Source organism: Chryseolinea soli (assembly GCF_003589925.1).
GTDB classification, from domain to species: domain Bacteria; phylum Bacteroidota; class Bacteroidia; order Cytophagales; family Cyclobacteriaceae; genus Chryseolinea; species Chryseolinea soli.
The window spans coordinates 4,378,093-4,403,459 of record NZ_CP032382.1 but is presented as its reverse complement, the minus strand read 5'-3'; the positions used below and the strand labels follow the sequence as shown (position 1 = coordinate 4,403,459).

The following is a 25,367-nucleotide window of genomic DNA, read 5'->3' as shown; positions in this document are numbered from 1 at the left end:
TTTGGCAGGAGATTATTTTTTTGACCACAGGATTGCAAGTTGTAAAATAGCCATTGTATATGAGTGTTCTGTCGACGCATACAGCACCAGGTCAAGCCTTAGGATACTATTTTCAATTGGAGAGGGCTCTATCCTGGCTTGCAATGGCGGAAGCAGGAGCCAACGTTGGCATTGAAACCGAGGATGATATTGTTGTGTCATTGAATAATGGTGATAAAATTTTTGAGCAAGACAAAAGCTCAATTGATTCATATCCATTTAACCCTTCAAAAATTGATCTCTGGAAGACATTGGACATTTGGCTAGAGGCAAGCAAAGCCGACGAACTTGACCTAAATAAAACGACTCTTTACCTAGTAACGAATAAAAGCAAGCCTGGATCTCTAGCTGAACAAATTGGTTTGGCCATTGATGAGGACGATATTAATAAAAGTCTAGCAGCCCTAAAGAACGCGGGAAAAAATCCTTCGGAGACAATCAAAGAAAAAGTAAATAACGTCCTAAGCAATTCCGACGATTTATTAAAAAAATTAATAAGCCGAATTAGATATAAGGACGGCAATTCCGTGTTCGGAATCGAACTTCAAGCTAAGCTTATATCTGATTTGCAATTGAATCATGACGATGAGCCGGAATCGATAATCGCTGAATTGTATGGATGGACATTTCAACTAGTAGTTGAGCAATGGCGGGCTAAAAAACCGGCTATTATTGAAAGAGATTCCTTCATAAGGAAGAAAAATAATTGCATTAAGAATCGAATAGAAAAAATATTTAATAGTAATGCTATTGAGGTCTCTAGAATAACTGCACATGACCAAAACAACGAACTCGACAGTCACTATGTAGAGCAACTCAAGATTATCAATTGCGAACAAGAGGAAATTATTGAAGCAATAAGAGACTATCTCAGTAGTGCCATTAAAAAAACAGAGATCTCCCAAAAAGGGTATTTAACCTCTCAAGATTTTCACAATACTGGTCAAGGCCTTATTAGAAGGTGGAAAATAATCTTCAACTCTGAAAAGGTTAACAATAAGAGAAACCCGCTCCCTTCTGAAGAATTAGGCAAAATGATACTTTATAGGACAATGGACCACAATGCCACTATAGGAACATTTAAAACATCAAACTACTTCTTGACCAATGGCATGTATCACGCTCTAGCGGATGAGCTTGCCGTAGGATGGCATCCAGAGTATAGAGCAAAAATAATGTCCTTAAAAAAGCAGTTATCCAATGAATGAATTCTCTATTATTCAGAATAGCGCATTAGGTTCGCTCGCCCTATTTTCCTTCGTAAAAGAATACCATTACTCTAAAGACAAACTTGAAGGACCGACGATCCCACTTCTTATGCCCATCCTTCCAATAGTTTTCAACGAAGAATCCAATTTGGCCTTGAGCAGAAATCAAAAGCGCCTAACGTCATATTACAAGACATTAGCAGATTGTAGAACTATTCCAGTTGGACTTCAAAAAAGAATGGAGCATATGTACTCAAACACAATGAATTCACTGAATATTGGATTTGCTACTGGAATGTTAATTTACAATAACGCATCCGCTGAAATTACACCACGTCCACGCCTAACCTTACCTGATTTGACAATCGCGGAAAATCACTCGATAATTCAAACTTCAAGCCTGTTAGGTTTCTGGTTCTCAAAACTAACTCTCGAAGAAATCTGTATTTCACTAAATATTCAGTTTTAATGAACTTCAAAATAAAGAAAATAATTCTCTATCCAAAAAACAAAACTTTGCTTAAGCGAGAAGTTAATTTTGACTTAAAGAGAGTCAATGTGATTGTGGGAGATAGTCAGACCGGAAAATCAGCAATAATCCCAATCATTGATTATTGCCTTGGTAGTAGTAAGTGCGCTATTCCGGTTGGTCCTATCAGAGATTATTGCGAATGGTTTGCCCTATTAATACAAACTGGGCCAATTGAATTGTTTCTTGCTCGAAGGGAACCAGGCGAGCAAGCGCAAACCAGCGACATGTTTCTAGATGAAGGAAAACGGGTCAAAATACCCGAGTCAATTTCCATAAAGAATCGAACTAATAAGGAGGTTGTAAATCGCCTTAATCAAATAGCCAAACTTCCAAGCCTTGACTTCGCTGATGACGAGTCTAATATCAAACCTTATGAAGAAAGACCGAGTTTTAAAGACTTCTTGGCTTTTTGCTTTCAGCCACAGCACATTATTGCAAATCCGTATACCCTCTTTTACAAAGCTGACACAATTGAACATCGTTTTAAATTGGAGACAATTTTTCCACTAGCGTTAGGCGTCATCAATAACTCCACTCTAGAGTTAAAAAAACGGCTAAAAGCTCTGGAAGAGGAACTACGAATGAAGCGACGGGAGCTTGATGACCGTCAAAAGATCCTAAAGGCGTGGGAAGTCGAAATTAAAAGTAACTATATCACCGCAATTGAATTTGGGCTGCTAAATGAAGCCCCAATGCCTGATGAAACATGGGTTCTTCAAGACTATTTGGTATTCCTAAAGACCATCCCGGAAAACATTAGAACATCGAAGGCGCCTCAGGTTGATATTGGCGCCACTAAAAAAGTCCTCGACTACATAAACACATTAAAAAATAAGGAAACTGAAATAATTGAAGATCTTTACAATCGTCGAACGAAGTTAGAGCAAATAAGAACGTTCAACTCCACGTCATCTTTATATGAGGAAGCTCTAACAACTCAGCTGAAAAAGTTGGAGCCAATAAATAATGGCTGGCTTCAATCAAAAATTCGCGATTCACATAGCTGTCCCTTATGTGGAACCGAAACCAAAAGTGCTACAAAAGAAATAAGAACATTAATTAGCATTTCCACAAAAATAAAACTCAAAGCTAGTGTTATCGACAAGTCTAAGGATATTTTGGACAAAGAGATAACAGAACTTCTTGGGCAAGTCGATGGCTTGGAAGATCAACTCAATAGAATTCGAAAGCAATTGCGCGAACTAAGCTCAAAAAATGACCAACTAGATCGCGGAAATAAAAACCAAGAGAATGTTTATAGATATCAAGGGCGAATTGAGCAAAATTTAAAAAACCTAAAAGAAACAGAAGGCGATGGACAGTTGAGTCAACAGATTAATAAGCTCGTCCAAGACATTGCCAATCTTAACGGAAAGATTGGCAATTTTGCTATTAACAAAAGACTTCAAGACGCTCTAAAACGAATTTCAATTACAATTAATACATATAAAGAAATACTGAGAGTTGAAAACTACAGCAACCCCACTGAACTAAACATAAAGGAGCTTACACTAAAGATTTCATCCAAAAGCGGTCGCGAAGACTATCTATGGGAGATCGGCAGCGGCTCCAATTGGATGGGTTACCACGTTTCAACAATACTTGCACTACACGACCATTTTCTAAAGCTTAAGGATGAAAATAATTACGTACCCTCGTTTACCGTTTTTGATCAACCTAGTCAAGCATATTTTCCAGAAATGGTTAGAAAGATCGGCAAGACACCCACGGTCGCATCAGATGATTTACCCCGGGTTAGAGCAATATTTCAATCATTCTCAAAATTTACCAGTGACAATAAAGCTAAGTGTCAGGTTATCGTTCTAGAGCATGCGGGCAATGATATCTGGGGCAACATAGAGAACATCCATTTTGTCGAAGGACACCGGTGGACAAAGGACAATGCTTTAATCCCACTTGCTTGGCTGCTTTAATATAATAAACCAAAGAAATATGAATTGGTTAAATTGCTTTAGTGAACAACGCTTTGGACTAGGTGAAGCATATCAAAGCGAGAGGAGTGAGTACGAACGTGATTACGATAGAATAATTTTCTCCTCATCATTCAGAAGGCTTCAAAATAAAACACAAGTTTTCCCGCTACCAGAACACGTATTTGTTCACAACAGATTGACTCATTCCCTAGAAGTCGCCAGTGTGGGAAGATCCCTTGGCAAAATTATCGGAAAACAACTAAGTGAAAAAGCAGAAATCCAAAAGAATGACAAGGCTCGCGCTTTTTATCGAAATCATTTAAAGAATGTGATCGCGTCAGCTTGCCTTGCTCACGATCTAGGTAACCCGGCTTTTGGACATTCCGGAGAGGAAGCAATTTCAAAGTTTTTTAACGACAAGGAGAAGGATACCAAATTCAAAAAGCAGTTCACCTCAGAAGAGTGGAAAGATCTCACAACGTTTGAAGGAAATGCCAATGCCTTAAGAATTGTTACTAAGAATTTCAAAGGTAGGCTGCCCGGGGGATTCAGGCTAACATACTCCACCTTGTGCTCATTATTGAAATATCCCTGTGAATCATTGGCGAGTAAAGGCAAAACAGGGCCTAAACATCTAGCAAAGTTTGGCTTTTTTCAAGATGACAGAGCGACGTTCTTAGATATCGTCGCGAAAGTTGGAATGATAAAAGAAAATGACAATCCATTATCCTATAAAAGACATCCATTTGTCTACCTAGTTGAAGCGGCTGATGATCTCTGTTATAGTATAATAGACTTTGAGGATGCCCACAGGCTCGGAATTCTCCCAACAAACGACGTAGAGTTCGAATTCAAGGAATTAATTAAATTAAGTAAACAAGACGACATGAGCCATATCGAAAAAACTTGCGATGAATTGGGAGTTGATCCGAATGAGAAAATCGCATATTTAAGGGCAAAAGCAATTAATTACCTTGTTGGGGCAACTGCAGACGCCTTCAGAAGAAATCAAGACGAAATACTCAAGGGTGAATTCGATTCCTCCTTATTGAAAGATGTGAAAGAGGCTGAATCCATTTTAAAACGAATTGAAGCGACATCTATTGAAAAAATATACAACCATTCTAGTGTTGTTAAAATTGAATTGGCTGGGTTCAAGATAATGTCAACGCTGATTGAGGGCCTTGTTGAGGCAGCATTAATCGACGAGAAAAAAAGACAAACGAGACACCGCAAGATTCTTCGAATTCTCCCAAATCAATATAAATTTGATGAGACATGCACCCCATATCAAAAAGTTATGTCAATTCTTGATGTAATGTCTGGGATGACTGATCTTTACGCCCTAGAATTATATAGAAATGTCTGCGGCATTGAAATGCCCTCTATCTAATGGGCGCCTCCATCTCTGTAAAAAGATAGTCGGCTCATTCAATTTTTGTCACATTCCTCTTTATTAAATGCTCAACTTTAGGGTCAACAACCTCATAATACTTCGCATTGTTCTGACCCAAAATATCATCTTCCCGAATGAGTTTATAATTTATCATCAGCTTAATTTGCCCTTCGGACTGAGCAGTATTTTGATTAAATGCAGTATTCAGTTGCTTAATTGTAAATCTGATTTGGCGCACAGCCAAAATCCTATTTATCATAGCCTTTATTTCTTTATTTCTGCCCGCCTTTGAAGGGTACATTGAATCATAATCATAATTTGCGCAAAAGGATGTCAACCCATTGGAAATGGACCGTCCATCGAAGAAAGTCACATTTTGATCATTGTTTGATTGTTCTAAATAAATATGCGAAAGGAGCGAAATCAAGTCCCTGGGGGATTTATTTGCGACACCTAACAACTGCTTCCTCTCATTCTCATTGGGAACCAAATCACTCAATGTCTTTTTGTCATTCGAAAAGTATTTTATCCTTTTATTTATCAACGGCTCCAAATCAGTGAACTTCCAACGTACATCAACAATCTGGAACTTGTCAAATCTGACAGTCCCGGCTAGTTCAGCCTTAAGCTCAGACCAAAGGCTAAAACCTATGGCTAACTTGGCATTAAGTAACAATTCTGTGTCCGACAGAATCTCGCTTGTAAAAGCCCCAATTCTCACTATGTCTTGATTCAATTCCTGATATTCATCAATCTTATCAAATAAAACTATTGTTGTATTAAAGCCCAGGCTCCTAAAAATGGAGAGAACCTCATCCAACATTTGCTTTAAACTATCCTTTGAACAATCTTGTTTGTCGATGTCAAGGGAGTCAAAGTTCACCTCTGTCATGGCTCCAAAATATTCAGTATAAACATTTTTTGCCTGTAAATTATCAAGCCCCAAGGCTTGCCTGATAAGATTTGATGTGATTGAAACTGCAGCAGAGGCTATCGTGTTAGCTGGAATCAGACCCCACTTATTAAAAATACGAATTATGAAATTTTTGATTCTAACTTTATGTATGCTATTGTAAACTGCTCTGTATTCTTCTTGGCTGGTAGTTTTGAAAAACAGTCGAATGAAAAATGTCAATTTTTCCTTCTCAACTTGCGTAAGTCCTTTAACCAAATGTCTATTCTTGTCAAGAAAAATTGAAAGCTTCGTAATTAAAGTTTTAAGTATTAAGATCAGAAAAGCTGTCTCATTTTTTTTTGCAGGAATCGTTTCGAATCTATCAATCTTAATTACAAAAGACCTCGGTTCCCTCTCAAGATCTTCGACAAGTTTATTGATTACAGAGGATTTCCCGTGTCCGCGTTGGCCAATTATAAAACGGCTGTCACCGCCTGAAAGATCGCTCAATAACGTTTTATAGTAGTTAGGCTCATAAAAAATGTTTTCCAAAAAGTCCAACTCTTGTTCGGATGACCTCTTCGAAAATGGATTCTTCGTAAAGCCAAGATTATCGTCAAGTTTCAAATGACAATTATTTAGATTGAAAGACTAAGAAAGTGCTTCATTACAACTAACTCAATAAGGACATTCAGGTAGACTTAAAAGATTATTTGGTTCCAGTCCGTCATTTGCTGTCTTTAAGTATTTGTTACCATTGTGCGTAGAAATTACGACGTCAATTGTTATACTAGCATATTTAACATAGAAACTCCATTTTCCTGACTCAATTCCATCAATCGCTCGAGCTTGAGAAATTCTCCATCTGCTACCATCGCCATTTAAACCACCAACGTTCTCTATTCGATCATATACACTTTGCCTATTCGACTTATTTATGCATTTTATCTCGTGTCTGTCCATGGGAAAACATTTATACTAAAATAATGAAAAAAGATAAGCTAAATTAATAACGGCATATTGTCATATATGTTATTGTTAATGTAACGCAAAGGCACTAATGAGAAGTGCTCTGAACTACGACAATCAAACTGTCGAAACCAAAAGCTCCCTCAAATCCACCTTCAAATACTTCGAAATCTCATACAACGTCTCAATCGAAGGCTGGACATCATTGGTACACCAGCGCGAAACAGTCGTCTCCGTAACGTCCAGATGATTCGCCAGGTCGCGACTGGTCTTATCACGTTCCAAAAGAATGATCTTAATTCTGTTCAATTTCAGTTTCGCCACAGGATTCTCAATTATTTCAATTCAAATCCAATATCGAAAAAGTTATTTTGTAATATATTTTACATTTAATGTAATTGTTTTATATTTAAATATAATTATAATTACTCAACATTATTCATTAATGTAATGAAATGCAATTCGAATATCATCATTAATAATTGTTGGCCACTAAACGCTAACCTATGAACACTTCCCCAATAACACCCCCCACCGACACCGAACTCCTCCTCTACCTCCTCAAAGAAGAACTAAAAATGAACCGCTTCTTCACCGATCTGCACGCCCTGGGGTTGGAAAACAACTCGCACTACCAGCTCGAACTAAGCCCGCTCATCCTCACCTACCTGGGCTATGACCTGAGCGACCCCGTCATCGATCTCTACGTGCAATTGCTCGATAAACACACGCAGGCCCTCACGTCCGACCGCCAATCAATCGTGCGCGAAGCCGCCCTGCTCTACACCGAACTGGTGCAGTTCAAAAGTCTCTGGCTGGTGTAGTTCCTCAAATCCGCGTCAGCGGGTCCCCTGTCATATGATGGGGAACCCGCTGACGCGGGTTATGGAGGTGGGTGTTCGTTTGTGGTCCACCTTCAACGAAGAAGACAGACAAATGGCTTTATGACGCCTTCTTATTTTTTTCCTCGAGCTTGGAGAAATCAATGTTCTTTAAAATCGCGAGCATCGCTTCCAGCTCTTCTTTTCCGCGCGGGTCGTCCTCATAGTACCAGGCTACTTCGTTCAAGTAGATTCTCTTGCGCGTGAAGTCGGCGGGGACTTCGCGAAAAGTAATGGTTTTTATCATAGCCCGGAACTTGGCTCGATCAAGGTTCCTTAGCCGCGTCACGGCAACTTCCATCGCTTCCTCTTCGCCACTGTCTTCTTCACAGTACCAGGCTACCTCGTTGAGACGGATCCTCTCGCGCGCGGGATCGATCGGTACTTTCCAATATATGATCTTTGTTTTCATGGTTAGTCTTGTTAAAACTTATGTTTCCAAGTGACCTCATTAAAAGGGCATTGTAGTTCACACAAATGCGATTCCATAACCAACGATCTAAATTTTCAGGCAACATGTTTCGGGCCAATTTTCAAGCACCCTCTGTAGTGACCCGACAGAAAGATAGTATTCACCACTGCAAAAATTTGCAGTCCAATCGATCGCAAGTCAAATTCCAAGGACCACATAGTCTCATCCTTTCCTACCGAGCCCCACGGCTGCAAAATTCTTGCAGTGGTGCCAACGATATTTCGTCGTTTGCCGACGAACCGACGAAATATCGTTGGCAAAACGGGCGGAACGTTTGGCATGGAAGAAAGTTGTTGGGCTTTGAAATATTTTCTACGATAGCTGTTTTTGCTATGCCCGGGTAAGGATGCGGTCTAATCCTTACATCACGCGATGATCTTGAAGTACATTCGGCGAGGACAGAGGCAACGAGTCGTATTATTTTTATCAGCGCAGCGCGACGCTTTGCTTGCCTTCATCTTCCTTCCTCCGACTAGCGTCCGCTTGTTTGCATGCCGTTGCCACATTTTTGCAGCGAGAAAAAATATTTTCACAATTGTCTTTAACGGCTTTACCATTGTATTGATCCCGTTTCACCTTGCAGCGCGTTTAATACTCGTTGCTCTCCTGCTTTTGTTTGTTGCTGCGGCCAACAAAACGGTTACAGTTTCTACTTTTCATGTCGCCTTTAAGAAGAAGACGATCCGCATTTTCATTTCTGCAATTTCAATTCCTCTCATTCACATTCGTCTTTCGCGTTCTCATATTGCCACCAACCTGAAACACATTGCAGGATGCTCCAAACGAATTGCATAATTCATTTCTACTATTGCATGGCGCCCAAAACATATTGCAATGCCCTCGAAACCTGTTGCAGTATCCCTGAAACCTATTGCAACATTTCAGAAACCTCTTGTAGAAATCATTCTACCGACAGCAAAATCCCCAAAGAACGTGGCCCCATTCGCGCATGCTCTTATTTTGTTTCCCCTTGCGCTCACAATCCTTCATCCTGCAATCGTCTTCCTGTTCGCGGTTGTTGACTTTCGGGAATGTGCAACAGCACACATCGTTCCTGCTATGACTTCAGTCATGCCTGCCATCAGCATTATTCTTTCTCCTATTGTCTATTGAGAAATGCTTTATGGTCGTTCGTTTTTTCAAATTGAGCAAAGTCCGTTCTTCTCTGCACACAAAGATGTGGCAACGGCACAGATGGCAGCATCAAAGGGCTCCATCGTTTTTTTAGATTTTCGCAACTGCCCTCCATTTGCAGCACTGAAATGACCTTGCAGTCTGTTGTTGGCTCCGTGAATTTCATTTTAAAATCTTACGCCGTGTGATCGAAAGCGCTTTCGCTTTAAAACAGGGTTTGGCATGCTTTGGCACCGTCTGGCATGGCGATTGACAAAGGCGTTGGCATAAACATTTCAAAATCTTTAAACCAAACTGTTTATGAAAAAGATTGTTCGTGTAGCGCTCAACATGCGCCTGATGAATGACGAGGTGCTGGAAGTAAAAATTCAGTCCATCCTGAGAAACATGGCCAACAATGTAAACTTCCCTGCGCCCATCCCCGAGGTTCAGGCGCTGGACGTTGCCTTCAAAGCCTTCCAGGCTGCGTTGGTCGCCCAGCGCACGGGCTCGAAAGAAGACACAGCCCGCAAAAATGAACTGCGCGCAGCGCTTGCCGTGGCCTATCGCAATCTGGGCAATGTAGTAGATGCAAAAAGCAACAACGACCTCAGCGTGCTGCTCAGCACCGGCTTCGACGCCCGCAAGGAGCCGACGAGGACCGGACGCCTGGAGAAACCGGATGGCCTCCAGGTGACGCCCACCACCCTGCCGGGTTCGGTGAAAATGAGCATCGGCAAAGTGGCCAGCGCCACGCTCTACATGTTCCAATACGCACCCAGCCCGGTAACGGAAGAAAGCCAATGGAAAACGATCAACAGCACCACCCGCACGAAAACGATCGACAACCTTGAACTGGGTAAGCAATATGCTTTCCGCGTGGCGGTGGCGGGGTCGGATCCGGAGGTGGTGCATTCGGATGTGGTGCTGCGGTTTGTGGCGTAGGCTTACTGTATTTCCCGATAGGAGCCCCTGGGCCGGAACGCGTGCCGGTCTTGGGGTTTCTTTTTTGTGGCTAATGCGGCCAAATCGTACATCGGCTTTGCGGCATTGTATTAGGCCGCTATCTTTGCTCACTATTTACTGACAGATATGCGTTATTTAAAAAGCACTGCCCCTCTTTTTGTGTTGCTCGTTTGCATTTTTCTTTCCGGATGCCAAAAAGACGAGGTAACCGGTCCGAAAGCCATTTTATCCCTGCAAGTAGACGCAAACTATACTGAAACGGGCGATCACTGGATCTTTGCCACTGACGCAACGGGTGAGGTGCTGGATGTGAAGCCGTATTCGGCCGGGGAAGCCGTGACCCTTACCAGCGAGAAGGCCGTAGACAAAATGAATGTCACACTCTTTCGGTATTACGAGGACGTGATCATTACCTCGACGTATAAATATACCAACCTCAATACCTATGCCGATATCCCGGTTGGTACGGCCTTGCACTTTGGAAGCACGACCGTTGACAACGGACCTAAGGCAACCGCACATTTCACGATCGCCAATACGAATGGCACCCAGGTTAATTTCACAAACGGCTCCAGTTTAAGCGAACGTTCTGAGACCGATTTTACAAATGGCGTCGGCGAGTTGGTGGATCTGTCATTTTACGGTGCACCGTCGGATATGTTGATGACCGGCTATCGTTCCGGCATTCCGGTCTACAATTGGGTGAAAGGCCTGAAAGACGGTGATGTTGTTTCGCGGGATTTTCAAACTGACTTTATGCCCTACCCCCATCAGTTGTTCCTCGATTTTGGGGGCACTAGCTCAGGCTATGTAAAGGCGCGTAACGCTGCCGGGAAATCATACTTCATGAGCGACAGCTATTTTTCAACGGGTGCCACGCCGGTGATCGGTTTTATCGATGGGTTTGCGTCCTATCAAATGTACATCGATAATACAAAACCCAATGGAACGGTATCGTATTACAAATCGGGCCCGTTCAATCTTTCGCCCACTATTCCGACGTTTAATTTTTCCATTAGCAAAAAGGATTTCCTCGACTATGCCTTCGATTTTTCGCAAGACTACACCACCTATGGTGTCACCTGGAGCTACAGCGATGGGCTGGAATATACGTGGTGGAGCGTGTCGGCCCCTGCCGGCACCACCCTCACCAAATTGAACATTCCCGACGAAATCGCCGCGAAATATCCCAAGCTTGACGAGAGCAAATTTGGAAAAATCAGCATCGGCTTCACCAAGGTACTGCAGGGAAAATTACGCCTGATGCCCGGCGCGCCGGAAAATTCTGACGACGTCGAAACCTATTCATATCAACCTAATTTCTGAGGCAGGGGATGCGTTTCAAGAAAATTCTCCCGACGCATTGATCGGTTGCTTTATACCGCTTGCCCAAGTGTGCTCAACCCAATTGCTAACCATGGCCTGAGCGATCTCGTAGTCTCACTAACCCGCGCCAGCGGGTTCCCCGGCATAACACCGGGTGCAACCCGGTGTATCCGAAAAACGTGTAGCATCTGCGCCACGTGCCCACGAAGATCGAAGCCCATCGCCGTCATGGCGCACACCGCGCTGCGCCTGGATACAGCGCACCTATTGCGCGCCAAATCGTTCGAGGCTCGATGAAGTTTTCCTGTGGCGCGCTTTTGTTTTGTGCGTTGTTTTGAGTTTAAGGTGGGTTGATTGTATGCAAACTGTGATAATTCTTACCGTCACCCGAGGTATTCACGGATCTTGATAAAAATTTCTCAGGAATGGGGGATCACTTTCACCCATGGTTCATGCAATACCCGTCGCGCGATTTCCGTTTCACTGCATATGCCTGACCGTCCGTTGATCGCCAAATGTTTTGTGGTTCGCGCTGCGTTCCCTTTCGCCGGCGTGGCCATTGTGCTGGCGTTGGCTTGCTGCCAACACGGCGACGAGGCGCCCTTCAAAAAAAACTGCTTGCCCACGAGCATGATCCAGTTCTTCGACTCCCTGGTGTTTACCTACGATGCCGACCACCGGCCAACCGCTTTACAATACTGGAGCGACGACGTTGTGCACCAGGAATACGTGATGGGGTATGCGGGCGGCCAGCTTAGCCAATGCACGCGCTTGCTGGACAATGTCGAACAGGAAAGCTTTTCCTTTATTTATGGCAGTCTTGGCAAACCCGTCACGCGCCTGCGCCGGGTAAACGGCGTAGCCACCGGCGATTCGGCCATTTATACGCACGACGCGGACGGCCGGTTGGTGCAGATGGATTTCAGATCGAACGGCGTCTTCCAACGCCGCACGCGCTACGAATACAGTGACGACAACAACGTTCACAAGGTCTATCAAAAGACCGGCGATGCACGCGAAAGGATCGTTTTCGAATATCTTTTGTTCGACCGGATAAAAAGATTCTTTGCGTATTCGCCCGAACTCACGATCGTGGAGATCTATCTCCTCGAAACAGAGCCCAGTTTGAACAACGTCAGCCAGTTCCACTACTACCCACCATCCGAAGACATCTACCCTTTGCCCGTGCTCATTGAGTATTACATGGGTTATACGCCGGATACCCTGATCAGCCAGTCCCATACCTTTTTTTATTACGACCCGGTTTTTAAACAATTCGCCAACACGAACTACACGTGTTATTAACCCTTCGCGGGCAGATACATGGCCGGCTTCTGGCTTTAAAATGAATGTTGCAACGCCTGAAAAAAGGTGGGCACAAAATTTTGTGTTCTACTGGAAGTTTTGTCTGCTTAACACTATCTTAACTATGGATTCCTTGAGTTGTCAGAATTTTCACGTGTTAAAGAGCCCACCTGGAATTCCGCTGTAAATCTTCAATGTGCTGAAGAAGGTCTTGTGTAGACGGCCTTACCTGTTTCGTGCTGATCCCTGAAAAGCGTGAGGCCTATCATTAAGGGAAAGCGCGTGTGTGCGTTTTGCTGAGACGGGCCGAAGATGAAATCCTATCGGCTGAAATGGGGCGTCGTTGTCAATGTCACTTCTAAAAATTGGTTATATGAAACTGGATACCACCACAAAAATTGTCGGACTGGTTTCGACAATCGTCGGCATCATGATTTCCATCGCCGTGTATGTAGGCGGACGGAAAATACAGGCCCTGGAAGCCAACCTCAAAAACCTGGACGCGGTCGACAAGCAAATGGACGTTTCCAAGAAGGCATACGATCTCTCGTCGCGCCTGATGTTGGAATTTCAGTTGCCCATGGCGCGAGCCTTTGCGCAATTGTATTCCGAAAATGGTGTCACCTCAAAAATTCCAATTTTGATCCCGACCACCGAACTCGTACAAGAATTTGAAAAGACCATCCCCCAATGGAAAAGCAGAAGCCATTTAATGACCGGGGACGCCCGCACGGCCGAAGGGCTAAAGGCACGTCAGGTGGTTACGTTGATCATTCGAAATATCGGCTATTCCGAAGCCAGCAACATCAAATTGAAAGCATTACAAAAGCGGTCGCCGCATCGCGATCCCCTGGTGGGATGGCAAGAATTCACAGACAACTCAAAGTCGGTCGTTATTCCATATTATGAGATCCCCTCAAAAAAAGTTAAGTGGGACACCGTCACCGTTACATTGGCCGACTTGGTTGGTCAGGATGGAAAAGATGCTGAGGGCGAGAAAGCACAGGTTGTTTTGGCAAGCGTTTCGGGTTCAAACGTGATGTACGGCACCGTGCTCATCCCCATCGAGATCTCATGGACCGATAGTATGAATGGCGAAGTAAAAAGAAAGACCATCATGGAGTCTCAACTTTCACAATTGCGATCGACCCTGTTGGGTGCAGAAATCGGGCGGTCGAGGTCGGCTAGTCTGGATTGATACAAAGAATTTGCAGTCACGCGCAACAAGACAAAAAAAGAAACCTAACTATATGAAGCGCTCACACCTACTCTTAACCGTCATGCTGTTAACCCTGTTCATAAATTTGTTCAGCCAGGACATCCCGATCAAAATTAAAGTCGAGTGTGCCGACCAAGATCTAAAGAACAAGGTTCAGAGCAATTTGCAAAACGAATTGCTGACAAAAGCCAAAGTCAAGATTGTTACCGTCAACCCGAAGTATGTCCTTATCGCAAACATCGTTGCCGTCACAGACGACGACGTCATCAGCCAGCTAGCCGTATTTGTCGTTTTGACAAAGGCCATAGACGGAAGCCCGGAGCGATTCGAATACCTGACAAGCCTCTTAAAGTCATCCACGCTGGATGATGTAAAAGCCAAATGCTCTGAGGTCGCCGATAAAATTGATGTAGATTATTTAATTAAAGAAAGACAATGAGCTGGGATGAACTCGTCGAAACGATCAAAAAACAATGGCCGGTCTCCGTCGCCTTGATCATTGTGCTCTCCTGGCCAATGTATGCCATTGCCGAAAGACTTGTGCAATCCAAACTTGACAGCTATCAAGTCAAAATCGAAACGCTGGAAGACAAGCTAAAAGAGCAAACCGAAAGCATGAAAAAGTTACAGGAAAAAAATTCCAATCTTAAAATTGTCATATCTGAAAATGAAACCAACTATGCTTCACTTAAATCCAATTAAGATGAGATCCATGATCTTGATTATCTTCTTCCCACTGTCGGCGGCCTTGGCCCAATCGAAAGGTGGAGACATCTCGATTGATGACGTAGAGAGAGGCAGGGACCGGGTTCACATGAAACTGACGGTTTCATTCAATGAAACCAAAGGCGACGAACAAGCATTTTTGATCTTCATGGTCGCCACGCCATCGAGTGAACAGCTCCGGGTCGCAGATTTTCAATCTGGAGACAATACTTACATCAAGTTCGAAAAAGCGGATGAATCTCCCCGGGAATTTGCCGTCTACCTCAACAGCAGGAGTTGGAACGGGCCCGCCATCATTTATCCCATTCTTGTCCAAGGCCCTCCAGAGAGTTTTTTAAGAGTACTATCCGTGATCGATGGTGAATTTGACACCATCAACCAGGTATTGAATGTCATCGGCAAATCAAGGTGCAAGCCGTTGACCTATGCCGAGCATCCATTATAACGGTTTTGGGAAACGGGGCGGTTATTCTAACTTTACCCGAGTTCTATCCTGTTCAGCATGCTCCTTACCTTGAAATTGAAAGGCCCCGTCCTCGTTGCCTTGTTACTCTCTCTGTCCTACGCGGCCACGGCGCAAGATTCCATACAGTTTTTGCATCCTTGGAAATCAGGAGAGCAGCTCAATTTCAAGTCCTCCCGGTCAAAGTCGGACTACACACGAGATACGCTTTATGCAACGACTACGTTTGTTTACGACGTGACGTTACAGGTAAAACAAGTAACGCCAAAGGAAAGCCTGATTGAGCTAACATATTCTGCCAACGCGAAAGATTATCAGGAATTCAAAAAGTCACGCGCCAAAGACATCGTTGGCAATGCCGTGGCCAGCTTTGCACGCCAACTGTATGCCTTCAAATCATTAAAAATAGTTTATACCATAGACGAGACCGGCGCATTTAAAAGACTAAAAAATGGAGCAGCGTTGAAGGAATATATTTCAAGCGCCCTGAATGCGTATCAACAAGACCCAAAGATCTCTTCCGATTTTAAAGGCGTTCTGAAACAATTTGCTCCCGCATTTCTTTCGGATGATTTTATTCTCTATTCATTTTTAATGGAAGTCCAAGCCCTTCATCAGGTCTACGGCGTCAAATGGGTGCCGGGCAAACAAACACAGGACATTGAAATGCCCAACCCCATAAATGGCGAACCCCTGCCGGGAACCTTAACGACGGCATTAAAGAAAGAACAGACCGGTGCACCCGATGGGGTTGCCGTCTATGACCTGGTTATGCAACAACAAATTGACTCCGATAAACTAACCAAGACCGTAGAAGGTGCCGTAACCGACACATATCAAAAAATAAACAAACCGGACAATGGTACACCTTCGATAGAATCCACCTTGACGTATCGGTACAAGATAATGGGCGACCTTGTTCAAAAACTCGAGCTAACAAAAAGAGTCGCCAGCGGTGGGTCAAGGAGCACAGAACAATATATCCTAGAATAACCCCTCCTCTTCTTCCTCGTGTATCTTTGAAATACGATAGCGACCTGCATAGGTGGCTAACGCATTCTCTTTCTTATAATTTCTGGATGCGATAAAAGGCAGATGCATACTGCAGGAAATAATATCCCGGAGGCAATGCAGAAATATCAATTTGACCTTCCATGTTCCGCTGTGGTTCAGCCACCACTTCACCCAATAGATTGGTGATGCGGACAGCACCCTGGTTCACGCCTCCTTCCACATACAACAATCCCGACGTGGGGGTGGGGTAAATCCTTAACTTCGATTGTGCAGGATCTTCCACGCCTGTGATCGTTCCCACCTGCAGCGGCTGGATAACTTCGGGCGCCGCAGTATAATTTTTATTTCCAGGCTGATAAGCAATGATGTTCGCCTCGCCTGGGCTTACTATCGTAACGCGATTGCCTGCGATGGTCGCAATGGCCGTGTGGTCACTCTTAAACAAGACGGGAAGGCCGGAGGTACTGGTAGCTGCGAGGTCGAACGGAGAATCTCCCACGTACACTTTGTTAAGGGATCCGAAGGTGATGGTTTGATCGATCGACGTAACGGTTAATGTTCCGTTCTCAAACACGAGCTCGTAGTCATCATCCGACCCGCCCGATAAAACGATGGGGTATGCATCTGCATCGCTGTCTTGGGTGGCCAGGCAGGTTAAGGAAGGCGTCTCTGCCAGATTGCTGCTTTGATCGGTGCCTGCGAATCCGTCGTAGGATAATGTAAACGTCGGGTTGGGTTGTTTGTAGGGACGGCTGAAGCTGTTGGCCTTAACCTTTAGCAAGGCTTTTTGAACCGTGAGTTGGCCATTGTTCAGCACAAGATCGTAGTTATCGTCTGCCCCTCCAGATACAACAATAGGAAATGTTCCGGGATGACTATCGATGGTTGCTGCGCAATTTAAGGTGGGGATCGTTTCCAGCACCGTGGCGTCGTCGTTGCCCACGAAGCCAACATATTCGAGTGTGAGTGTCGGGTTTGGTTGCTTGTACTTCCGGGTCTGGTTGGCCGCAGCTATCGTCAGATTTGCTTTTGAAACTGACAGTGTACCGTTCTCCAGAAGAAAATTGTAGTTGTTGTCCGCCCCACCCTTTAGAGTAATCGGATAGTCGCCTACGGGGCTAAGGGGTCCGGCCGTCAGTGTATAGCTCGGTGGAACGTCGATGCTGGCCGCTGTTTCCGTGCCGACAAAACCAACATAGGTCAATGTGATTTCCGGCAAAGCTTCTCCGTACTTCTTGCTTACCACCGGCGCTTTTACCGTGAGGTTCGCCTTCGAAACGGTTACGGCTATTTGTTTCTCTGCTGCCGGGAGATATTCCACATTGCCCAATTGCCCAACGATGATCGTGGCCGTACCGACACCTTTAAAGGTTAAGTTTCCATTCACAACCTCTGCGATCTCGGGATTTGTACTCCGGTAGTAGAGCGGAAGCGAGGAGGTGGCGGAGGCGGTCAACGACAACGGACCATCGCCATAAGCCTTGGTGATGGATGCGGTAGTTAGAGACACGTTCTGCGTTTTCTTTACAACAGTAAGCCCGGTATAGAACGGACGGACGCCTGTGGCGGTTGCGAACGAATGAATCACCGAAAGGACAGTGGCCTCTTGCGGGGCGTCCCATTTAAACAAAGTTCCCATCGGCGGATTTGTGCCACCAGTTTGGGTAAGGCCGTAGAGCGTGCCATTGGGCATGGCGAGGAGGTCGTTTACAGGATTGCCCTCGAGGCCATTGTAGATTACAAGCTTCCCCGTTGCCATCACGTACTCAAACACATATCCGAGGGTGCCAGGGTATGGGCCATACTTGGAGGTCCCAAAAAGATTCCCATTTCTCCCCACAACCAGGGTGCCTGTGGGATTGGAAAAGTTTTGGCGGCCGCCATCGACTTTTTTGGTGACGACATTGTTCACATAGTCGTATTCGAACAAAGTCCCATTGTTATTCACTCCCCAGTCAAGCAAAACCCCGTAGAACTTCCCGTTGGGATGCAAGGTCAGACCGCCCGTAGGATTACCACCGGTGGTCTGACTGAAGTCGAATTTCTTTACCATCTTATGCGTGGTGGGGTCGTATTCAATCAGCGTTCCAAGCTGATGGATGCCACCTGCGCCTACAAGTCCGTACATCTTTCCATTCGGCGCCAGCGCCAGTGAGCCAACCGGCGTTTTGCCCAAGCCTCCCGTAGTATTATCATAAAAGGCACCCAATGATGCTTCGTTGGTTATGGTGCCCGTAACCGGATCAAATTCCAAAATGTAACCGTCATCCGGGCCGTCCTCGGCCATGAGGTAGAGTTTTCCGTTCGGGTGGAGTGTAAATCCTCCCACTGGATAATCTTCGGCGGATGGATAGTTATGTGCCTTAAAGTCGAACTTTTTGGTGTACTTTTTTGTGGCGGGATCAAACTCATAAATAACACCGCCGTTTTTTACATCAACTCCCGTGTAGCCTGCGGGAGGGCCGCCACCCGCGATCGTGACGCCATAGAATTTTCCGTTATACGCTTGGGTAAGGTGGCCAACCGGATAGTTTCCGTCCAATGACTTTTCAAAGCTAAATTCGGTTTGAGCGGCCGAAGCCCCCAATTCGTAGCTATAGACCGTGCCTTTATACGCGGCGCCAGCTTCATAGTTGGCACCGTAGAGCCGCCCGTTCGAAGCCTGTATCAGGCCGGCTGAAACTGAACTCACCGCAACCGATTTTGTAACCTGGCCTGCCAGGGGATCAAATTCATAGAGTGAGCCAAATTGATAGGGTGAGCCGACACCAAGGCCATACATTTTTCCATTCGTGGCCAACAAAAGCGGCGAATTCGGCACGTAAAAATCCGATACCTTTATTTTAACCGCGTTCGTAGCCGGGTCGAATTCGTATATGTTACCCATCGCCAAGGCGCCCCCCTTGGTTGACGTTCCGTAGAACTTTCCATTGGGATGAGCCGTCAGATTGTCGATATTTTTAAATTCCCAATTACCATTCTCGCTGGCGTATTTTATCGTCAGCCCATTACTGGCTGGATCGTATTCATATACGGCGGTTGTCTCGCTGTTGGACCCCCGGAAGACGGTGCCCATGAACTTTCCATCGGCTGTAGGAATGAGTCCGGAAGCGGTGACCATGTTATTTGCCCCGAAATCATACCTCACCGTCAAGGTTTTCGTGACGGGGTCGAACTCCGACAGCGTTGCATTCCTTTTCGTAGCGACACGATTGGTCACAAACAGTAGCGTGTGGCTGGGGGTTTCGCAGAGGGCGCCAGTGGGCGATCCATTTTCGAAGGCAAAATCAAAAACGTCTGTAAGTTTTTTTTGAGCAATGTCAAATTCAAAAAGGAGGTCGCCTTTGGGTCCACCCCATGACGTGCCGTACAGTTTGCCACTGGCGGCTTGCATCAATTCCCGATTCGGGTACCAGGGCTGTGTGCCTCCCATGCTCCCAAAATCATACAGGACGGTATAGATTTTCGTCGTGGGGTCATATTCAAAAAGAACACCGCCATCGTTGATCCCGCCAGCGCTGGTTACGCCATAAAGTTTTCCGTTGGCCGCTTCCAGCAGCTTTGTCCTGGGCAATGCGCCCCGATTGACCACGCTAAAATTGTAGAGTACCTTATAGGAGGTTTTATAACTAAAGATTACACCCTTGCCCGAACTACCCCCGCCGGAGGTAACACCAAATAGTTCAACCTGCGAAAAAGCCGTGGAAATGGACAGGCCATAAACGCAACAAGCGAGCACTAAACTTTTAAAAGACATTTGACCAACAATAGATTAAAGCCGCGTAAACGTAACGTAAAATTTTCAATAGCGATAGGCGATGTAAGGTAATCGTGGAATTCCAACGGAGGCCCTGCATGTGGCGGATGCGTTTCCCGGCACCCGTGAATGTCTAAAAATATACCTACCTTTGACGTCATTTAGCCTTTCGCATTTACCTGTTATGGGAGCTCGTTTCGTTGGTCGTCTTTTTATTTTCTTTTTCGTATTGTGGGCGGCGCCAGCCTTTGGCGATTGCTCGGATTGGGATCAGTTGTTTATCTCCAAAGGCCTTATCCCGAGGCAAATTAAGGCCGACGCAAACGACAACGTCTACATGTTAGGATATGTCACCGGGTCGGGCTTTGTGCTGGGCGCTTATTCCTTTCTATACGAACCCTACGCCGACAACTACGTATTGCTCAAATTCGACAAGGACCGCAACCTGGTCTGGGGCCGTCGTGTTGCAGACAGCAACGGGGGGGCTTCGATTGAAATGGAGATCGATCAGAGCAATAACATCATTGTAAGCGGTTTCTATGAGGGGATCATCTTATTTGGCAGCATCCGGCTGAGTTTCTCGACCGGGCAAGATCTTTTTGTCGTGAAGTTTTCGCCGGACGCTGTGCCCTTGTGGGCCATCCGGTCCACGGGCAGCGGCCAGGAATATCCGACCGACATGGTTATCTCCGCCAACCAAAACATCATCGTCAGCGGCACCTATACCGGAAGTGGCGTTAAGATCGGTGGCAAGGCCCTCGCATCGTTTGGGGGCGAGGATTCTTTTGTTGCCTCCATCACACCCAACGGTGTAGTGAGCTGGGCAAATGGGTATGGCGGAACACCCGGTTTGAACCCGGATCACATCTGGGGCGTCGATACCGACAGTCAAAACAACATCGTCATGACGGGTACTTTTGCGTCGACCCAAATAAGGTTCGGCAGCACTACTTTAAATCTAAGCGTTAGCGGAACCGACAACTCTTTCCTCGTAAAATTGAATCCTGCCGGCACAGTGCTTTGGGCTCAAGCCGGCGACGGCGACGATACCGGGACCCTTTGGGGCACGGACGTGGCGGTCGGCCTACACGACCAGATCTACCAACTGGCGCGCTTCGGGGGAAGGACTACCGTAGGTTCACAAACCGTGATCTCGGCCGGCGGTTTAGACAACTATGTGTGTGAAATGGATCCGTCCGGGAACGTCCTGGCGGTTCAACAATTGGGCGGCGAAAACTATGATTGGGGAACGCAAGTAGATGTTGCCAGCGATGGCCACGTGGTGGTGTCGGGCTTTGAGTATAGCAATACTTTCGTGGCCGGACCGTTCCATACGTCGAAGACATTGCCCTTCGATTTCGGCAGCGACATCTTTGTGATAGAATATACCGAAGATCTCACCCCAGCCTGTGCCCATTTCGTTACCGGCCGCAATGGTGCTACCACTTTCGACATGAGCATCGATCCCTCCAACAACATCTGGCTCGGCATCGACTTTGAAATATTCGATTACTTCCACGACAACAACTTCGACAGCCGGTACACCCTCGATGATGCCAACATCTCCTTCATCGGTGCCCGAATAGGTCACGACCCCGATCTGTTGGTGTGGCCAACGGCGCCGCTCATACCACCGGACCTGGTGGTGTCGCTGGGACCCGATATTTTAAAGTGCCGTCAACAAACCGTTACCCTTACTCCCGCACCGCCGCACATGAATGCCCAATATCAGTGGAGCAACGGGAGCACCCAGAGTAGCACAGACCAGATTGCCGCAGGCTGGGTTTGGGTGGACGTTACCTGGCAAGGCCAAACCAAACGGGACTCGGTATTGATCTCCAACATTGCACCGCTCGACGTAACGCTTGGCGACGATCAGAAGCTGTGCGCCGGCAACGCGGTGTCGTGGAATCTCCCGCTCATAGCCGATGCCACATACACCTGGAGCGACGGCGACACATCACCTTCCAAGACGGTTACCACACCCGGAACCTATTCCGTTGAACTCAGCAATGCCTGTGAAACTGTTTCGGCGTCTATCGTGATCTCCGGCATCGCGCCTCTCCGTGTAACGCTCGGCGCCAACCAGAAGCTGTGCGCCGGCAAGACGGCGTCGTGGAATCTCACCCCCATAGATGATGCCACCTACACCTGGAACGACGGCGATACGTCACCTTCCAAGACCGCCGCAGCACCCGGGACATATTCCGTTGAACTCACCAATGTGTGCGAAACCGTTTCGGCATCCGTATTGATCTCCTACATCGCACCGCTCAACGTAACCCTTGGCAACGACCAAACGATTTGCCCCGGCGACGCCGTGTCCTGGAGTCTCACACCAACGGAGGGTGCCATATTTGCGTGGAACGATGGCGATACGTCGCCGTCCAAGACTGTCAAGGAGCCCGGCACGTATTCCGTGAAGGTCACCAATGTATGCGAAACGATTTCGACTTCCACGACGATAGCCCTTCGACCGTTGCCAGTGGTGAGCCTTGGAGACGATCGAAAGATTTGCGGGGAGAACGGAACGCTGGCGTACGAGCCGCAGGCCGATGAAACGCTACAATGGTCCAACGGCAGCACGTTGCCTTCGATCAGTGTGTCGCAGTCTGGAACGTACACGCTGGAAGTCTCCAATACTTGTGGAACTTCCTCAGACGCTGTGAGCATACAACTCGTGAGCCTAGAAGGCATGACGCTTCCCAACGTCATCACACCCAACGGCGACAACAAAAACGAATACTTCGTTCTTCCCGATGCCCTACACGACAGTGGTTTGAGGATCTATAACCGGTGGGGCGAAACGGTGTATCAAACCAGCGCCTACCAAAACGACTGGCCACAGGGTAACTTCGCCACCGGTGTGTATTTCTATACACTGCAAGGCGAATGTGTGTCAGCGCTAAAAGGCTCTCTTCACGTTGTGGACTGACGACAGAATTCAAAAAAAAACGTTCATTTCCGGACTCATTGTCCGCAACGGGAGACTTATGCTACAACCTTATCATGCATCTTTAGTAAAGCATAAAGACTTTCCAGGGATCCTATTGTATCCATTCCATTTCAATCGTAATTTAGATGCTCCAACTAAACAACGTTATGTTTAAAATAATCCTATTCTTGTCACTCAACATCACCGTTACCTATCTGGGTGCACAGGCGCTTTCAGCAAACGGTCCGGGGGCAGGTTCTGGAATGAATATTACCGATCATCTTCTGATCGCGGCAGCGAAAAAATTAAACAAACCGGAAGAGCCAGAGATCATCGACGGAACTCCGTACATGGAAGACGATTTTCAAACGGGAAAGGTCATCACGACAAAAGGCGTATTTGATTCCATCCCCATGCGCTATAATGTAGCGGAGGATTATGTAGAATTCAAGAAAAAAGACGTGACCTACATTCTTGATCCTTCCCCATCGGTGCAGAAAGTGAGTCTTCCTGCTAGCCAACTGGTGGTCGACAATTATACCGTTAAAGGCAAATCGATCAATGGGTATTTCGTTTTATTAGACAGCGGCAAGTTGACTTTATTGATGAAGAAAAAAGTAGTCCTGCATCCTGCACAACCGCCTAAGCCTATTGAGACGGAAGGTAAACGTGCGCGATATGAAAAACTAAAGGATGAATTTTTCTACAAACTTAATGGAGGTCCCATTACCGAAATTGTATCCACTAAGAAAATGCTGGAAGCGCTTACCGATCACAAAGATGAAGTTAAGGCCTTCATAGAAAAGGAAAAGATCTCAAAAAAGGAACAGGATCTGGTGAAACTATTTGAGTATTACAATCAACTCTAAAAGTTTCGACAACATCGTTCTTATGCCACTTGTTCCCATGCTGATTTTGATCGCAACCGTATGTTCTCAACAAGACGACAACGCGGAGCGGGAAATTGTTAGTCAAACAAACAAAATTGCCTCTTCCACTACCTCTCATTATATATTCGAACTGAAAGCTGTTCCGGAAAAGATATTGCGGCGCATGACCAGAACACACGATTCACTTTCGTATGTGTTTTACAGGGAAAAGGGAAAAACCGATTGGAAGAAGTTTCTCGCCGGCACCAACGAGGCCTGGAATGCGACCGACGTGATCCTTGATACTAAACTTCCCGATAGACGATTCTTATATGCCGCCAACATCGACACAAAATGGGTGGTCATCTATGAACACGGAGGCATAGGGTCTCACTTGCACGTCATGTATCTCGACTTGAGCGCCCCGGATAGCATAACAACTTTCGTTACTCTACAGCACTACGAAGAAATTCACGATCTCATTTATAAAAAACATCTTCCCGAAACCAAGGATCATCCCTTCGAAAGCATCGTCAACAAAAGCAATCTGAAACTATTGAACGGGCAATTAATAACTCCGCTTGACAGGTATGATCTGTTCTGACTTCTTTCCGGGTGTTACATTTTTTCGAACCATCTCAGATTCGGCGCTCATTCTTACCTATCCAGTATTTGCAGCAACTCTTCAGGGGGTTCGATAAATTACGTACACTGCCACAAGAACTTTGCTTTTCTCCCATCCCGGCTTATAAAGCCATAGCCCACACCCGCATCACCGAAATTAACATAGAACGGAACGTTAGTGGAATCCAATTGAATTAAGAGCTCCCACGTTTCATCATCGGATGGATATTCATCGCCTTGTAGGAAGACCGGCTCGCCCCTAAATTTATTCACAATTTCCAAGTCCCCATCAGTCTCCTTGTCGACGGATGGTATCAAGTTAACACTACCTTCAAACGGCTGGGGCGCCAACGTTTCCCGATCCGGTTGTTCTACCATCACATATAACGTGGGGCCATCGTGAACCTCGCGCGTTTTCACGGTGTTGTGGCCGGGTTGCAGAATGATGGCATTTTCACCGCCGTCCGGTTCCCACGTTCCGTCCACAAATTCTTCTCCGTCGGTCATAAACAAATAGGCAATCTTGGCCACATGGTTATCATACCCTATTTCCGCCAAATCGATTTGGCAAATGAATCGCATCGGTTCGCCGGTTTCCAAGCTTAGCGGCCATTCATTTTTTGTAAGCCAATCGGGTTGGCCGCCGAATTTGGTCTTCCCTTTTTGAGTCTTTTCTTCGGCAAATTCTATTTCAAAATTCTTTTTCATTTTTCACGGGGTCTAC

General features: G+C 45.9%; 23 protein-coding genes. 17 read left to right on the top strand and 6 right to left on the bottom strand.

The genetic code is table 11. From position 1 onward, the window contains the following. Positions 1–59 precede the first annotated feature (59 nt). The 4 genes from D4L85_RS18885 to dgt are packed head-to-tail and all read left to right on the top strand — an operon-like array spanning position 60 to position 5,106. Positions 60–1,247, top strand: a complete 1,188-nt coding sequence (locus D4L85_RS18885) for an ABC-three component system protein (protein ID WP_160143832.1) — start codon at positions 60–62, stop codon at positions 1,245–1,247. Next, on the top strand, positions 1,240–1,716 hold the full coding sequence (locus D4L85_RS18880) for a three component ABC system middle component (RefSeq protein WP_119755766.1): 477 nt from the start codon (positions 1,240–1,242) through the stop codon (positions 1,714–1,716). Before D4L85_RS18885 ends, D4L85_RS18880 begins: the two co-directional genes overlap by 8 nt. Next, positions 1,716–3,713, top strand: coding sequence for a DUF3732 domain-containing protein (locus tag D4L85_RS18875; protein ID WP_119755765.1), 1,998 nt, complete (start codon positions 1,716–1,718; stop codon positions 3,711–3,713). The genes D4L85_RS18880 and D4L85_RS18875 overlap by 1 nt, the downstream gene beginning before the upstream one ends. 19 nt (positions 3,714–3,732) lie before the next feature. Beyond that, positions 3,733–5,106 (top strand): dGTP triphosphohydrolase, encoded by a 1,374-nt coding sequence (dgt, locus tag D4L85_RS18870; RefSeq protein WP_119755764.1) that lies wholly within the window; start codon positions 3,733–3,735, stop codon positions 5,104–5,106. Between the two features lie 34 nt (positions 5,107–5,140). Here dgt and D4L85_RS18865 read toward each other — a convergent pair whose 3' ends face one another. The 3 genes from D4L85_RS18865 to D4L85_RS18855 all read right to left on the bottom strand — a co-directional run bounded on the left by D4L85_RS18865 (position 5,141) and on the right by D4L85_RS18855 (position 7,297). Further along, positions 5,141–6,631, bottom strand: coding sequence for a hypothetical protein (locus D4L85_RS18865; RefSeq protein ID WP_119755763.1), 1,491 nt, complete (start codon positions 6,629–6,631; stop codon positions 5,141–5,143). A gap of 51 nt (positions 6,632–6,682) precedes the next feature. Continuing rightward, positions 6,683–6,967 carry a DUF3892 domain-containing protein gene (locus D4L85_RS35140; protein ID WP_119755762.1) on the bottom strand — a complete coding sequence of 95 codons (285 nt, stop codon included), beginning with the start codon at positions 6,965–6,967 and terminating at the stop codon, positions 6,683–6,685. A gap of 123 nt (positions 6,968–7,090) precedes the next feature. Continuing rightward, on the bottom strand, positions 7,091–7,297 hold the full coding sequence (locus tag D4L85_RS18855; RefSeq protein ID WP_119755761.1) for a helix-turn-helix transcriptional regulator: 207 nt from the start codon (positions 7,295–7,297) through the stop codon (positions 7,091–7,093). Between the two features lie 182 nt (positions 7,298–7,479). Here D4L85_RS18855 and D4L85_RS18850 point away from each other — a divergent pair, with 182 nt between their 5' ends. Next, complete coding sequence (locus tag D4L85_RS18850; RefSeq protein ID WP_119755760.1) at positions 7,480–7,797, top strand: hypothetical protein; 318 nt, start codon at positions 7,480–7,482, stop codon at positions 7,795–7,797. 118 nt (positions 7,798–7,915) lie between these two features. Here D4L85_RS18850 and D4L85_RS18845 read toward each other — a convergent pair whose 3' ends face one another. Continuing rightward, the gene (locus D4L85_RS18845; protein ID WP_119755759.1) at positions 7,916–8,266 is read right to left on the bottom strand and encodes a hypothetical protein; all 351 of its coding nucleotides are present in this window, start codon (positions 8,264–8,266) and stop codon (positions 7,916–7,918) included. 432 nt (positions 8,267–8,698) lie between these two features. On the opposite strand from D4L85_RS18845, the gene D4L85_RS18840 reads away from it, so the two are divergent. From D4L85_RS18840 to D4L85_RS18795, 9 genes are all read left to right on the top strand, one after another. Further along, positions 8,699–9,121 carry a hypothetical protein gene (locus D4L85_RS18840; RefSeq protein ID WP_119755758.1) on the top strand — a complete coding sequence of 141 codons (423 nt, stop codon included), beginning with the start codon at positions 8,699–8,701 and terminating at the stop codon, positions 9,119–9,121. 639 nt (positions 9,122–9,760) lie between these two features. Continuing rightward, entirely contained in the window at positions 9,761–10,384 is a 624-nt protein-coding gene (locus tag D4L85_RS18830) for a fibronectin type III domain-containing protein (protein WP_119755756.1), read from the top strand. 147 nt (positions 10,385–10,531) lie between these two features. Then, on the top strand, positions 10,532–11,731 hold the full coding sequence (locus tag D4L85_RS18825; protein WP_119755755.1) for a hypothetical protein: 1,200 nt from the start codon (positions 10,532–10,534) through the stop codon (positions 11,729–11,731). A 489-nt stretch (positions 11,732–12,220) separates the two neighbouring features. Beyond that, positions 12,221–13,036, top strand: coding sequence for a hypothetical protein (locus tag D4L85_RS18820; protein WP_119755754.1), 816 nt, complete (start codon positions 12,221–12,223; stop codon positions 13,034–13,036). Between the two features lie 373 nt (positions 13,037–13,409). After that, on the top strand, positions 13,410–14,234 hold the full coding sequence (locus D4L85_RS18815; protein WP_119755753.1) for a hypothetical protein: 825 nt from the start codon (positions 13,410–13,412) through the stop codon (positions 14,232–14,234). Positions 14,235–14,286: 52 nt separating this feature from the next. Further along, positions 14,287–14,694 (top strand): hypothetical protein, encoded by a 408-nt coding sequence (locus D4L85_RS18810; protein ID WP_160143831.1) that lies wholly within the window; start codon positions 14,287–14,289, stop codon positions 14,692–14,694. Then, the gene (locus tag D4L85_RS18805) at positions 14,691–14,957 is read left to right on the top strand and encodes a hypothetical protein (protein ID WP_119755751.1); all 267 of its coding nucleotides are present in this window, start codon (positions 14,691–14,693) and stop codon (positions 14,955–14,957) included. The genes D4L85_RS18810 and D4L85_RS18805 overlap by 4 nt, the downstream gene beginning before the upstream one ends. A gap of 10 nt (positions 14,958–14,967) precedes the next feature. Next, on the top strand, positions 14,968–15,426 hold the full coding sequence (locus tag D4L85_RS18800; protein WP_160143830.1) for a hypothetical protein: 459 nt from the start codon (positions 14,968–14,970) through the stop codon (positions 15,424–15,426). Positions 15,427–15,483: 57 nt separating this feature from the next. Continuing rightward, entirely contained in the window at positions 15,484–16,437 is a 954-nt protein-coding gene (locus tag D4L85_RS18795) for a hypothetical protein (RefSeq protein WP_119755749.1), read from the top strand. Positions 16,438–16,510: 73 nt separating this feature from the next. Here D4L85_RS18795 and D4L85_RS18790 read toward each other — a convergent pair whose 3' ends face one another. Further along, entirely contained in the window at positions 16,511–20,215 is a 3,705-nt protein-coding gene (locus D4L85_RS18790; protein WP_119755748.1) for a choice-of-anchor tandem repeat GloVer-containing protein, read from the bottom strand. Positions 20,216–20,399: 184 nt separating this feature from the next. On the opposite strand from D4L85_RS18790, the gene D4L85_RS18785 reads away from it, so the two are divergent. The 3 genes from D4L85_RS18785 (at position 20,400) to D4L85_RS18775 (ending at position 24,623) form a co-directional block, all read left to right on the top strand. Further along, entirely contained in the window at positions 20,400–23,150 is a 2,751-nt protein-coding gene (locus D4L85_RS18785; protein ID WP_119755747.1) for a T9SS type B sorting domain-containing protein, read from the top strand. Positions 23,151–23,338: 188 nt separating this feature from the next. Next, positions 23,339–24,019, top strand: a complete 681-nt coding sequence (locus tag D4L85_RS18780; protein ID WP_160143829.1) for a hypothetical protein — start codon at positions 23,339–23,341, stop codon at positions 24,017–24,019. A gap of 184 nt (positions 24,020–24,203) precedes the next feature. Beyond that, complete coding sequence (locus D4L85_RS18775; RefSeq protein ID WP_160143828.1) at positions 24,204–24,623, top strand: hypothetical protein; 420 nt, start codon at positions 24,204–24,206, stop codon at positions 24,621–24,623. A 98-nt stretch (positions 24,624–24,721) separates the two neighbouring features. On the opposite strand, the gene D4L85_RS18770 is transcribed toward D4L85_RS18775, so the two are convergent. Further along, positions 24,722–25,351 (bottom strand): DUF1963 domain-containing protein, encoded by a 630-nt coding sequence (locus tag D4L85_RS18770; RefSeq protein ID WP_119755744.1) that lies wholly within the window; start codon positions 25,349–25,351, stop codon positions 24,722–24,724. Positions 25,352–25,367: the final 16 nt, after the last annotated feature.

Bases quoted from the DNA above. Each gene is read 5' to 3' on its own strand.
- D4L85_RS18805 (WP_119755751.1), top strand. From the start codon at position 14,691: ATGAGCTGGGATGAACTCGTCGAAACGATCAAAAAACAATGGCCGGTC.
- D4L85_RS18770 (WP_119755744.1), bottom strand. From the start codon at position 25,351: ATGAAAAAGAATTTTGAAATAGAATTTGCCGAAGAAAAGACTCAAAAA.
- D4L85_RS18885 (WP_160143832.1), top strand. From the start codon at position 60: ATGAGTGTTCTGTCGACGCATACAGCACCAGGTCAAGCCTTAGGATAC.
- D4L85_RS18840 (WP_119755758.1), top strand. From the start codon at position 8,699: ATGATCTTGAAGTACATTCGGCGAGGACAGAGGCAACGAGTCGTATTA.
- D4L85_RS18880 (WP_119755766.1), top strand. From the start codon at position 1,240: ATGAATGAATTCTCTATTATTCAGAATAGCGCATTAGGTTCGCTCGCC.
- dgt (WP_119755764.1), top strand. From the start codon at position 3,733: ATGAATTGGTTAAATTGCTTTAGTGAACAACGCTTTGGACTAGGTGAA.
- D4L85_RS18875 (WP_119755765.1), top strand. From the start codon at position 1,716: ATGAACTTCAAAATAAAGAAAATAATTCTCTATCCAAAAAACAAAACT.
- D4L85_RS18825 (WP_119755755.1), top strand. From the start codon at position 10,532: ATGCGTTATTTAAAAAGCACTGCCCCTCTTTTTGTGTTGCTCGTTTGC.
- D4L85_RS18800 (WP_160143830.1), top strand. From the start codon at position 14,968: ATGATCTTGATTATCTTCTTCCCACTGTCGGCGGCCTTGGCCCAATCG.
- D4L85_RS18795 (WP_119755749.1), top strand. From the start codon at position 15,484: ATGCTCCTTACCTTGAAATTGAAAGGCCCCGTCCTCGTTGCCTTGTTA.
- D4L85_RS18790 (WP_119755748.1), bottom strand. From the start codon at position 20,215: ATGTCTTTTAAAAGTTTAGTGCTCGCTTGTTGCGTTTATGGCCTGTCC.
- D4L85_RS18820 (WP_119755754.1), top strand. From the start codon at position 12,221: ATGCCTGACCGTCCGTTGATCGCCAAATGTTTTGTGGTTCGCGCTGCG.
- D4L85_RS18850 (WP_119755760.1), top strand. From the start codon at position 7,480: ATGAACACTTCCCCAATAACACCCCCCACCGACACCGAACTCCTCCTC.
- D4L85_RS35140 (WP_119755762.1), bottom strand. From the start codon at position 6,967: ATGGACAGACACGAGATAAAATGCATAAATAAGTCGAATAGGCAAAGT.
- D4L85_RS18815 (WP_119755753.1), top strand. From the start codon at position 13,410: ATGAAACTGGATACCACCACAAAAATTGTCGGACTGGTTTCGACAATC.
- D4L85_RS18830 (WP_119755756.1), top strand. From the start codon at position 9,761: ATGAAAAAGATTGTTCGTGTAGCGCTCAACATGCGCCTGATGAATGAC.
- D4L85_RS18810 (WP_160143831.1), top strand. From the start codon at position 14,287: ATGAAGCGCTCACACCTACTCTTAACCGTCATGCTGTTAACCCTGTTC.
- D4L85_RS18775 (WP_160143828.1), top strand. From the start codon at position 24,204: ATGACCAGAACACACGATTCACTTTCGTATGTGTTTTACAGGGAAAAG.
- D4L85_RS18845 (WP_119755759.1), bottom strand. From the start codon at position 8,266: ATGAAAACAAAGATCATATATTGGAAAGTACCGATCGATCCCGCGCGC.
- D4L85_RS18785 (WP_119755747.1), top strand. From the start codon at position 20,400: ATGGGAGCTCGTTTCGTTGGTCGTCTTTTTATTTTCTTTTTCGTATTG.